Annotated in this window: 13 protein-coding genes; 5 read left to right on the forward strand and 8 right to left on the reverse strand. The window is 26.8% G+C overall.

Annotated features, from left to right (window positions below):
- Positions 1 to 11 precede the first annotated feature (11 nt).
- The 8 genes from AC0B4S_RS03695 to truB form a co-directional block, all read right to left on the reverse strand.
- Positions 12 to 815 carry an ABC transporter ATP-binding protein gene (locus tag AC0B4S_RS03695; RefSeq protein ID WP_465101748.1) on the reverse strand — a complete coding sequence of 268 codons (804 nt, stop codon included), beginning with the start codon at positions 813 to 815 and terminating at the stop codon, positions 12 to 14.
- Positions 799 to 2,667 (reverse strand): hypothetical protein, encoded by a 1,869-nt coding sequence (locus AC0B4S_RS03700; RefSeq protein ID WP_465101749.1) that lies wholly within the window; start codon positions 2,665 to 2,667, stop codon positions 799 to 801. The genes AC0B4S_RS03695 and AC0B4S_RS03700 overlap by 17 nt, the downstream gene beginning before the upstream one ends.
- A 2-nt stretch (positions 2,668 to 2,669) precedes the next feature.
- The gene (locus tag AC0B4S_RS03705; RefSeq protein WP_465101750.1) at positions 2,670 to 3,353 is read right to left on the reverse strand and encodes a hypothetical protein; all 684 of its coding nucleotides are present in this window, start codon (positions 3,351 to 3,353) and stop codon (positions 2,670 to 2,672) included.
- A 242-nt stretch (positions 3,354 to 3,595) separates the two neighbouring features.
- The gene (gene rpmB / locus AC0B4S_RS03710) at positions 3,596 to 3,787 is read right to left on the reverse strand and encodes a 50S ribosomal protein L28 (RefSeq protein WP_465101751.1); all 192 of its coding nucleotides are present in this window, start codon (positions 3,785 to 3,787) and stop codon (positions 3,596 to 3,598) included.
- A 24-nt stretch (positions 3,788 to 3,811) separates the two neighbouring features.
- Positions 3,812 to 4,078: a 30S ribosomal protein S15 gene (gene rpsO / locus AC0B4S_RS03715; protein ID WP_465101752.1), complete on the reverse strand. Its 267-nt coding sequence runs from the start codon at positions 4,076 to 4,078 to the stop codon at positions 3,812 to 3,814.
- Positions 4,079 to 4,203: 125 nt separating this feature from the next.
- Positions 4,204 to 5,052, reverse strand: coding sequence for an FAD synthase (locus AC0B4S_RS03720; RefSeq protein ID WP_465101753.1), 849 nt, complete (start codon positions 5,050 to 5,052; stop codon positions 4,204 to 4,206).
- The gene (locus AC0B4S_RS03725) at positions 5,053 to 5,868 is read right to left on the reverse strand and encodes a YcsE-related riboflavin metabolism phosphatase (protein ID WP_465101754.1); all 816 of its coding nucleotides are present in this window, start codon (positions 5,866 to 5,868) and stop codon (positions 5,053 to 5,055) included.
- Positions 5,856 to 6,707, reverse strand: a complete 852-nt coding sequence (gene truB, locus AC0B4S_RS03730; RefSeq protein ID WP_465101755.1) for a tRNA pseudouridine(55) synthase TruB — start codon at positions 6,705 to 6,707, stop codon at positions 5,856 to 5,858. Before truB ends, AC0B4S_RS03725 begins: the two co-directional genes overlap by 13 nt.
- Before the next feature lie 99 nt (positions 6,708 to 6,806).
- On the opposite strand from truB, the gene gmk reads away from it, so the two are divergent.
- From gmk to AC0B4S_RS03755, 5 genes are all read left to right on the forward strand, one after another.
- On the forward strand, positions 6,807 to 7,418 hold the full coding sequence (gmk, locus tag AC0B4S_RS03735) for a guanylate kinase (protein WP_465101756.1): 612 nt from the start codon (positions 6,807 to 6,809) through the stop codon (positions 7,416 to 7,418).
- A gap of 60 nt (positions 7,419 to 7,478) precedes the next feature.
- Positions 7,479 to 8,330 (forward strand): ribosome small subunit-dependent GTPase A, encoded by an 852-nt coding sequence (gene rsgA / locus AC0B4S_RS03740; protein WP_465101757.1) that lies wholly within the window; start codon positions 7,479 to 7,481, stop codon positions 8,328 to 8,330.
- A gap of 8 nt (positions 8,331 to 8,338) precedes the next feature.
- Positions 8,339 to 9,010 (forward strand): ribulose-phosphate 3-epimerase, encoded by a 672-nt coding sequence (locus AC0B4S_RS03745; protein WP_465101758.1) that lies wholly within the window; start codon positions 8,339 to 8,341, stop codon positions 9,008 to 9,010.
- Between the two features lie 120 nt (positions 9,011 to 9,130).
- The gene (locus AC0B4S_RS03750) at positions 9,131 to 10,315 is read left to right on the forward strand and encodes an IS30 family transposase (RefSeq protein WP_465101464.1); all 1,185 of its coding nucleotides are present in this window, start codon (positions 9,131 to 9,133) and stop codon (positions 10,313 to 10,315) included.
- A 307-nt stretch (positions 10,316 to 10,622) separates the two neighbouring features.
- Complete coding sequence (locus tag AC0B4S_RS03755) at positions 10,623 to 11,051, forward strand: LSm family protein (protein WP_465101759.1); 429 nt, start codon at positions 10,623 to 10,625, stop codon at positions 11,049 to 11,051.
- Positions 11,052 to 11,054 lie beyond the last annotated feature (3 nt).

Below are 11,054 nucleotides of genomic sequence, written 5' to 3' on the forward strand. Positions count from 1 at the left end.
TTTTCTTTATATTAAAAATATTCGGATTTTGTCCGAATATTTCTTCCCTGTCTATCTTTGGTTTTTAAATCATTTTTTACAAACTTTGTAGCAAGTTTTAACTTTGTAAAAGTACTAGGTTTTAATAATTTGTTTTGAATACTATGTTCGATTAAACTAGAATTTGATTCAGTTGCTTCTTTTTCTACTATTAATTTAGCATCTTGAATACGGACAATTTTATCTGCATACTTTGCAACTAATTCATAATTATGACTTACAATTACAATTGTTTTAGAATGCGATAATTGTTTTATGGTATCAAAGATTAATTCTGAAGTTTCAAAATCTAAGTTACCTGTAGGCTCATCAAGTAAGATAAAATCTGCTTGCCTTGATAAAGCCCTTAAGATAGCAACTCTTTGTTTTTCACCTCCTGAAATAGTTTTAACATCACTGTTAATGATGTTATTTTTAATATTTAATTGTTCAACTTGTTTTTCAAAAAGATCTTTATCAACACCAAGGCCCATTAATCCATTGCCAACTTCAATATTTTCCATAACATTAAGGTTATCAAATAAGTTAAAATCTTGAAACACTAAGTCAACATGAGGGCTATTTATTTCTTGCTGATTTTTATCATAGTATTTGATGCTAGAGCTAGTTGGTTTTATAATATTTGCAATTTGGTGCAAAAGAGTTGTTTTACCTACACCTGAAGGACCAACAATTGCAGTTATTTGATTACTAGGTATAGTTAAGTTTACATCTTCTAGCAGCACCTGCTTATTTTCTTTTCCTACAATTAATGTTAAATTATTTATTTTTATCATATTTCTCCAATAACATTAAGATTTGCTTTGCGTAAAAATAACCGAGTATGTTAATATGTTTATAGTTATTTAAATATGAATATAATCAATTTTTTACTTTAGTTTGATCTACTTTTATCTCTGTATTATATGTATTAAAATCCTCGACAAAATATAGATAAATAGCATATATTTCTCCAGAATTTAATCATATTTTGGGATCATTACTAATTAAATCATTGATCTTTTTATTTAATGAATTAATAGTCATTATATCAATATCATTAAAAATTTTATTGAAAAACAATATTTCCATAGATGCTTCAATACTTGTTATTTTTTTGTCTATTAATTGTTTTTTGTCACTATATTCATAAAGCATTAAATACGGTACGCTTATTTTTGTATTTTCTTTTTCATATAAATAACCTTGAACTTTGATAAGATGAATTCATTCAATACCATTAATACCTCTTCGAGAAAGCTTTGCAAATAAATTTTGTAATTCAGATTTTTTATGTTCAATTACTTGAGGATCATACCCTTTGTAAAAAATAATATATCAATACAATTCTATTGCATAAATATCAAGGAAATTGTCATTTGTCCGATAGCTAACATAAATTTCATCATATGTATGATCAATTGCTTTTTTAAATTCGCTTCAATCTCTTTTTACATCTTGATTATCTTTAAACATTAAATAAAACTGTGTTAGATATTGAATACTATTTTCAACTTCACGCGAAGTTATAAAATTATTTTCCCGATCTTTGTTATAGTCATTTTTCATTATGTTTTTAAACTGTTGATCTTTAATTACAAAGTCTTTGCCAAAGATTTCTATCAAAAGATTAAGATAATAAAATCATGTTGGTGGGCTTGTAGATAATTGATATCTTCAATTAGTTTTTATATATTCATAATATTCCATATCATGAATATTAAAGAATTTTTTCATAATATAGTAAAGCAAAATTTTATCGGCAGTTACTACACCAGTTTGCACATCATCAAAGGGAAAATAATGCATTTTTAAATCGTTATGTCATTTTATTAGTTCATCTTTTCGAGACATAAGGATTTCTTTTGCCTCATTTTCAGGGAGCATATTGGTATACATTAAATAATAAAACCCATCAACGACGTGCGACCTTACCTTACTACTATTGGCAGCAGAATTAATTGGATATTTAAAATTAAAATTATTAACTACATTCTTAACAAGAGGTTTTAAATCAAAAAAATCACTAAGATTATATCCTTTAAGTCTATATGCACTATTAATATGTAATAATGTGTGGACATTTGATGAGTATAATGATTTTTCGCTATGCATATTTAAATACTGATATGGAACCATGTTTATAATTTTGCGATTGGGGTCCCAATAACTTTGTAAATATTGATTTATTATATTTATATCAACATCATTTTTATATAAAAATTGCAAAATCAACCAATCACCTAATTTATTATGGCTAACACTTGATAATTCTGGCAGTGATTTAATTTGACTGTGTATATCAGCAATTGACTCTTGATCTTGTATCAATGAAAAATATTGTAAATAGTCAGTATATACGCCATAATGTACAAAACTAGTGCTATTATACGTATACAACATTTCATTATTTTTTGTTTTATAAATTTTATTGTCTAATTCTTTGTGGATCTTAGTTTCTAATTCATCATTGTTTATATTATAATTTTTGAATTCATTATCGTTATTAAGATATTTGATATATTTATTTCTTATAATATGCTTATTTATATAAGGCAGGTAAATAATAGTTATTGTTAATCCCGCACTAAAAATTGTCCCAAGTAAAAATAAAGCCGCCCAAAGCTTTCACTTTTTTCTTTTCTCCATACCTAGTTATTTTTAGTTATGAATGTATAAAGCGTATTCTTTATTTTAAAAGATGATCTTAAATTTTGATAAAAACTTCAATATGATCATATTCATGCTTTATTTTCTGAAAATGATGTTAATTTTTGGGCATTTTGTAATGATAAACCTTCATTAATTGTATGTCCGTTTATACCAAATGAAAGTCCAAAATTTACACCACTTTTTGGAGATATAACTACATCTATACTTGGAGAACCTATACCACCAATTCAAGTAGATAAATTTTGATCTATCTCATTTATTTCAGCATACACTTTCCCTGGTAATTCGATATAGGACTCAGCTTTAGCACTTCAATCCACATAATCTTGCCAAAATAAGCCTCTTTTAGTCGGTGTATATTTATAATCTAGCTTTAAATGTGCTGTTGCTTTCACAGTTTCAAAATCTGATTTATAGTTTTTTAGGTCTGCAGTATTTATATCAATTTCCTTTTGAACATGTTTATGTCCTTCTCTTTCGAATAATTTATAACCATTATTAAACATTCACCCAATACCAAGGGTAATACCTAACGCACCTACTAAAGGAAGCAAGGCCTTTGGTTTTTGCATGTTAGAGTAAACAATTGCACTAGTTGCACCTGCTACTGTTATTAAACTACCGCTAAAAAACAATAATTTCTTTGTATTTATTCTCTTCATAATCTTTTTTCAAAAATCCTTTCAATTTAATTGCTATTAAGTTGATAATCGTTATTTATGTTTTAAAAAATAACTATAATTTTCTACCTACTAAAATTATACTTTCTTTTTTTTTTTTTTTTTTTGTAACTTTTTTTGAAAAAATTTTCTTATTTTAAAATTCACAAAAATGAATGTTCCAATGCACTACACAAATATAAATTATAAAATAACCAGCAAATGTTAATTTGCTGGTTTATTAATTATACTAAACCTTTGGTTTTTAAGGTTTTAAGGGTTTTTGCACTAACACGTAAAGTCATTCTTCTACCATCAATTGTTACTCTTACTCTTTGTAAGTTAACATTGAATTTTCTTTTTGAAGCATTCATAGCATGTGAACGAGTATTTCCTGATAAAGGTCCAACACCTGATAATTGACATCTTCTTGCCATATTGTAATTCTCCTAACTAATAAATTATTTACGGATATTTAATGCGTCGGTAATTTTGTTGTATTCTTCTAAGTTTGCTTCTTTAAGGTGTTTTAATAATACTTTACGTTGTGCAATTTTAGCTAAGAACCCTCGACGAGAGTGATTGTCCTTAGGATTTTTTGAAAAGTGTGGTTTTAGTAATTCAATATCTTCTGTAAGGATTGCAATTTGTACTAAAACATTACCTGTATCCTTATTATTTTTACCGAATTTTTTAACTAATTCAGCTTTTTTATCTTTTGAAACCATAATATCTCCTTATATATTAAATAAATCTATTATGTTTTAAACCTAGTTATAACTCTATTTTGCTGTTATAGCCAAGAATAAAATTATTGTTTTGCTTATACTAAGCTTGCTTATTATATCATAACTTAAGCATTTTTCAAATTGACTAAATAATTTTTTGCAACTTGGTAGTCTTCTTCGGTAAGTTGATCTTGTGAACTAGAAATAATTAATCTTTGCTTAGATAAAAATTCCACATAGCATTTTTTCTCTTTTAAATCTTTGAGTAAATTAAGTTCAGATGATAATAAATAACAAAATAATTCTTTTTGCAATGACACATGTGTTAAAGATAAATAGGCTAAATCATCTAAATATAAAATCGTTAAATAAATACCTGGATGCATTAAAAGTTGTTTTTGATTAACTAATAACTTAGTTTCATGATAAATTGTATCAATGGTAAAGTTATAAACTAATAAATCATTAATTAAATCTAAATCACCAAATTCTAAAGATTCTTTTAATAAACTTGTTGAAATTTTTTGATTTTTAAATTTAAAAATTTCAACAATCTGCAAATCAATTAATGAATTATTGCTTAAATCTAATTCAGCTGCGCGAAGTCGGTCACTACCAAAAACAAAATCTTGCCCAACAAATACTTTGATTGACTTTTTATTACTTAATTTATTTAAAAATTCTAAAGCTGCATAACTTCTAACTTTTGCAAAATCTAGTTCAATTACACAATCTATGTTTAATTGTGCCAAATTAAAATAGTTAGCATGATTACTTTGAAAATATTTCCCTTTATTTTTAAAGTCAAAATTATCTTGCTGAAAAGTAACTAAAATGATCCGGCCAGGATGTTTTAAAGCTTCTTGATAAAGTTGATAATGGCCTAAGTGAAAAGATTCAAAACTTCCAAGCAAAAAATTATCTGATTCTTTTGTTTCAAAATTATCTAAAGTATAAATTTCTAAATCATTCATTTATATAATTTTTAATTCTTTTAATTTTAAATATGCCCCATCATATTCGCAATCTAAAGCTATATCATTTGCGACACTTTTAAGTCTCTCATTAGCTCGTTGCATCGCAACACCATAAAAAGCATCGCGGAGCATTTCATAGTCATTTGAACTATCACCAAAGGCAATTAAATTATCCATGCTAAAACCTAAATGCTCACATAAAATTCTTAATGCATTACTTTTAGTTACATTTTTCGGGCTTACCCAAAAGCCTCTTGATCATCTTGATTCAATTTCAACATCTAAATTATTTTGGTCAATATATTCTTGAACTTGCTTTGAAACTTTAGCTGGTTCATTAGTTCCAAAAGTAATTACATATAAATCAGTATTTTGCAACATTCAATCTTGATAATCTAAATAATTATCTTTAAATGGCTTAATAAACCATGTATCTAAATTCATATTTGGACTTTTGTAAACTTTATCAAAATCAGTAACCGAAATTTGCACATCTTGATCTTGGAATTTGTCATAAATATCTAGCACAACTTTTTTATCAATAGTTGATTTATAAATAAATTTTTGGGCTTTAACATCTCAAATAAATGAGCCATTAGCACCAATAAAATAATCAACTGGTGCTAATTGTTCTAAAAAATCACCAATTGTTGCAAATTCTCGTGCCGTAGCAACAACACTGACTACATTATTATCATTAAGTTCTTGAAACATTTTTTTAATTTTGTCAGGAAACACAATATCACCATTAGGCAATAATGTTCCATCAATGTCAAAAGCCGCAACTTTAATAATTTCTTTTAAATTTTTCATATACACCTCTTTAAAAATACTTTTTTAGGATAAAACACTTGTTCTTTAACTAAGCCTACAGCACAAATCTCGTTTGTTGTAGGATTTACAATAAAAATTTCACTCTTATTTTCTAAATTTACTTTAAAACAAGCTCCATTTAATAAAAGTTTTAATTCTGGTTCGTTTGCTTCATAAATCGGTAAATTAAATAATACATCATTTTTCACTTGCTCATATTTATTTGGAAGCAAATTATTTAGTTGAATTTTACCAATGCTAAGTCGTTTTAATTCACTCATAACACATGTTGTATTTAATAAACTTGCAATATCACAAAGTAAAGTACGGATATATGTGCCATGTGAAACATCAGCAAGTATTTCAAATTCACAGTTCTCTTTTGAATATCAAATCAATTTAAGCTCATTAATATTAATTTGTTGGGGTTTCAATGTTATTTCTTTATTTTCCCTTGCATATTCATAAGCTTTTTTGCCATTTATTTTTTTAGCACTATAAACAGGCGGAATTTGGCTTGTAAATTTACTTACTTTGTTTATTGCTTTAATTAAATCTTCTTCGCTAATATTTTTACTTGGCTTTCGAACTAAATTGCCGGTTATATCTAAAGTATCACTTTCTCAAAATAATTTTGCTCTTGCAATATATACCTTATCTTTATTTTGAATATATTCTAATAACCGTGTATCTTCATTAGTAGCCACAATCATTAAGCCTTGGGCTAATGGATCCAAAATACCTAAATGTCCAATTTTTTTGACATTTAATTCCTTTGCTAATTGTCTAATTCGTTTATTCGAATAATCACCTTTTGGTTTGTAAAATTTAAAAAACATATTTATCTATCTTTCTTGTTTTTATATTTTAACACATATTATTTTTTAAGTATGACACAAATATTTGGCAAAATTTCATTCTTGTGTTAAAATTTCTATATGATGGTAAAAAAGAATTCAAGGAAAAAACCAATAATTATTCTATCAGGGCCTAGTGGGGTAGGCAAGGGTACAATCGAGAGATTGTTATTTGAATTTGAAGAATTAAACCTTTCACTTTCTTGTTCGGCAACAACAAGAAAGCGCCGCCCAGGTGAACTTGATGGAATTCATTACCATTTTATTGATGTTGATCGATTTCGTGATTTATTAAAAAGACGCAAATTTGTCGAATTTTCATACCACTTAAATAACTACTACGGAACTTTAAATTCTGAATTAACAAAAATTCACGATAAAAACATGGTTCCCTTGTTAGAAATTGAAACTAATGGAGTAAAAAAAATTATTAATAAATTTGAAAAAGAGGAATGAAATTCAAAGTATAACTTAATAACTATTTTTATTTTACCTCCTTCAGTAGATGATTTAAAAAAACGTATTGTTAAACGTGGTTCAGAAAATAAAGATACTTTAAAATATCGTTTGAAAAAAGCTGAAATCGAACTTGCAGAAGCTAATATTTTTAAATATAAAGTAATTAATGATACACCAGAACGTGCCGCTAATGAAATTAAACAAATCTTATATTTAGAATTAGGTATTAAATAAAAACAAAATTATGAAATTTATATTTGGTTTTAAACCAAGTATAAATTTCTTTTGCAATTTATGATTCCTAAATTAAAAATCTTTTCCTTAGTAGCTGGAGTTTACAAAGTTGTAAACTTAGACACAATGCACAGTCAAAACATCAAGGCAGCTGGTAAATTAAGGTATTTAAATTTGTCGCCATTAGTTGGTGATTATATCGAAATTTCAGGCGGTTTAATCACCGAAATTTTACCGCGTAAAAATTATTTGATTCGCCCGAATATTGCTAATATTGACCAAATGATTATTTGTATGTCAGTATACGAGCCAGAATTTAGTTCTTTTTTGCTTGATAAATATTTAAGTATTTTAGAATTTAAAAATATTAAGCCAGTTATTTTTATTACTAAAGCGGATCTTGATATTCACAAAGCAAAAGAATGACAAATGCAATATCAACAAATGGGCTATGAAGTATATTTAATTGACAATACGCAAGAGATAGATAATTCTTATAAATTTATTTTTAAAGATAAATTTAGTGCTTTCATGGGCCAAAGTGGGGTTGGTAAAACCACAACTTTAAACAAGTTAACTAACCTTAATTTTGAAACCCAAAGTATTTCCAAGGCTTTAGGCAGAGGTAAGCATACCACAAGACAAATTCAAATCATTAATTTTCAAGATGGCTTTTTAATTGATACTCCTGGTTTTTCTGCTTTAAAACTAGATTTAGATAAATATCAATTAGCAAAAAGCTTTGAATTATTTCAGTCTTTAGCTAAAACTTGTAAATATCGCTCATGCTTGCACGTTAATGAACCAGAAGATAGCTGTGCAATTAAACTAGCTGCTTTGCAGAAAATAATTCCTTTCTTTCGTTACCAAAATTATCTTAAATTACAAGATGAATTAACAAATCAAAAATAGGAGCTAAAATGAAAAAATATGTTACCCCAAGTTTATTAAATGTAGAAATTGACCAAAGATTAAATATGGCTAATACTTTAATTAATAATGGTATTAAATGAATCCATTATGACATAATGGATGGAAAATTTGTACCAAATACTGCTATTTCAGTAGATGAAATTAAACAAATTAACCAGCAAGGTTTAAAACATTTTAAGGATGCTCATTTAATGGTTTTAAATCCTTATGATTATTTAGAATACCTCAAAGACCAAGTTGATATCTTCACCTTTCATTTTGAAGCAATTCAAAATGATCTAGATAAATTTCAAGCATTTTTAAATAAAAACAACCAAGAATTAAAAATTGGTTTAGCAATTAAACCAAATACTACTGTTGAGCAAATTAAACCATTTTTAAAAAAATTATCATTAGTTTTAGTTATGTCAGTAGAACCAGGTAAAGGTGGTCAGAAATTTATCGAAAGTTCTGTAGATAAAATTAAAGAATTACGTTTATTAAGAATTCAACATTCTTATGATTATTTAATTCAAGTGGATGGGGGAATTAACTCAGAAACTGGTCCATTATGTTTAAAAGCAGGAGCTGATGCTATTGTAGCTGGAACTTATTTAGTAGCTATGCCAACTAGTGAACGTATTAACAGTATCTTAGGTAAATTTGCTAACAAAGAATAATGTTATTAATTGGAAATGTCACATGCAAGTTTTTTTGCATGTGACATTGTTTTTGTCTGCCTTGTAATAAAATAGTTGTATTAATAATTTTTAAAAAATGAAAGGAGACTTTAAAATTATATGAAAAATTTAGAAAAATATATTTGTGTTTTTGACAAATATCGAAAAGAAAATAAATATCAACATTTTAAAATTGAAGAGAATTACAACACTATCTTGAAAATGCAAGGAGCACTTGAGTCGCAACGAAAATTACGATCAGATCAAATCGATCTAGAACAACTTTATAATATTTTACAAGAACTTTCTGAAGGCTTCTCAATCCAAGAAGTAGCTAAGATTTTTAACAGAGACATTCGAAGTATAAAAAGCAAAATTAAAATTATTACAAATCGCAGACCACTTAGTTTAGATAAACAAAATCGCTATGTTTGTCCTAAGTGTTCAAAAAGAGTAATGCGTGTTAAAACTCTTAATTTTACTAAACTATACGAACATTTATTAGGCTATTCATTTGCGAGGCTCTTTTTTGTAAGTGATACAATTAAAGATAAATGAAAGGCCTACAGAAAATATTGGTATAGTGAGCTTAATACATATACTAAAAATAGAAATAAAAAGAATTTGCAGCAAAAAGAAGTTAAGAAATCAGTTACCTATCTTGTAAATTCTTTTAAAAAATTATCCCCTGATGAATTTGCTCCCTCACCTAGTACAATTTATAAAATAATTAAAAAATACCCTTATTTTCTTGATTTTGACCACATTGTTAAAAAATCTGAAGGCAAATATGGCATAAGGAAGAAAAAACAAACCAAACCTAAAACATTAAAATATGCTACGGAAATTTCGAAACGTCCAGCTTATATTAATGATCGCTCTGAACACGGCCATTTTGAATTAGACACCGTTATTGGTAAAATCAATGATACATATTGTATTGTGACGATAATTGAACGGCAAACCAGAATGTCTTATGCTATGCTCTCAAAACGCAACTCCAAAGCTATAAAACAGACTCTTCTAAAACTAATCAAGAAACATAACTTAGACATTAAAACTTTAACAGTTGATAATGGTAGTGAAAATGTCTTATTGCACCAGGTAATTCCAACTGAAAGATTATTTAAATGCCAACCATATAGTTCATGACAAAAAGGTTCAATAGAAAATATGCACCGCTTAATTAGGTATTACATTCCCAAAGGAAAAAGCTTAGATAAATACTCTCAGCAAGAAATTGATTATATGATGAAAAAAATAAATAACTATCGGCAAGTTGTCCGGAAATATAAGATAACTTAAAATTTTTTTAATCCCCCGCCTTTGATTGCAATCAAAGGGGCCTTACTTTTGGCAAAAGTAAGCAAAACCGACGAGAAAACACTGCCGTGTTTTCTGTTTTCTCATACATTTTTTTATCTAAAAATTATGTTAAAATTAAAAGACAATTATTTTGTTAATATCTCGCAAGTGACTTTTCCAAAAAACACAAAGAATAATGTAAATTTAATTTAAATTTCATTTCGAAATGTTATAATATAAGTAACTAAATCAAGATATATTTTTGAAAGAGTTGCGCTAGCAACTCTTTCTATTAAAAGGAGGTAACATGGATTATAAAAAAATCTTAACAGAGCAATTTGGAGAAGTTATTTTAGGTGCTAAAATCACAAATACATTTGGCCAAACATTAGAAGTAACCGTTGATTATAATGATTTAGATAAAGTTCAAGAAATATCCAAAGCAATCAGTGAATATTTAGATACACAAAACTGATTCAGTGATAATTATTATCTTGAAGTTTTATCTAAAGGTGAAGCAATTGAGCTTGATTTTGCAAAATTGCCTAATTATATAAATCAAGATCTTAAAATCTTCTTAAAAAAACCTTTTGCTGATCATGATATTTTAATTGTAAAATTATTAGAAATTAATCAAGATATTCTGAAATTGCAATGAAACCAAAAAGGTAATATTCGTAAAATCCAAATTAACGTAAATCAAATTAGTAAAATTGAAAAATATATAAAATTTTAAAGG

The sequence above is a fragment of the Mycoplasma sp. 6934 genome, from assembly GCF_055523595.1.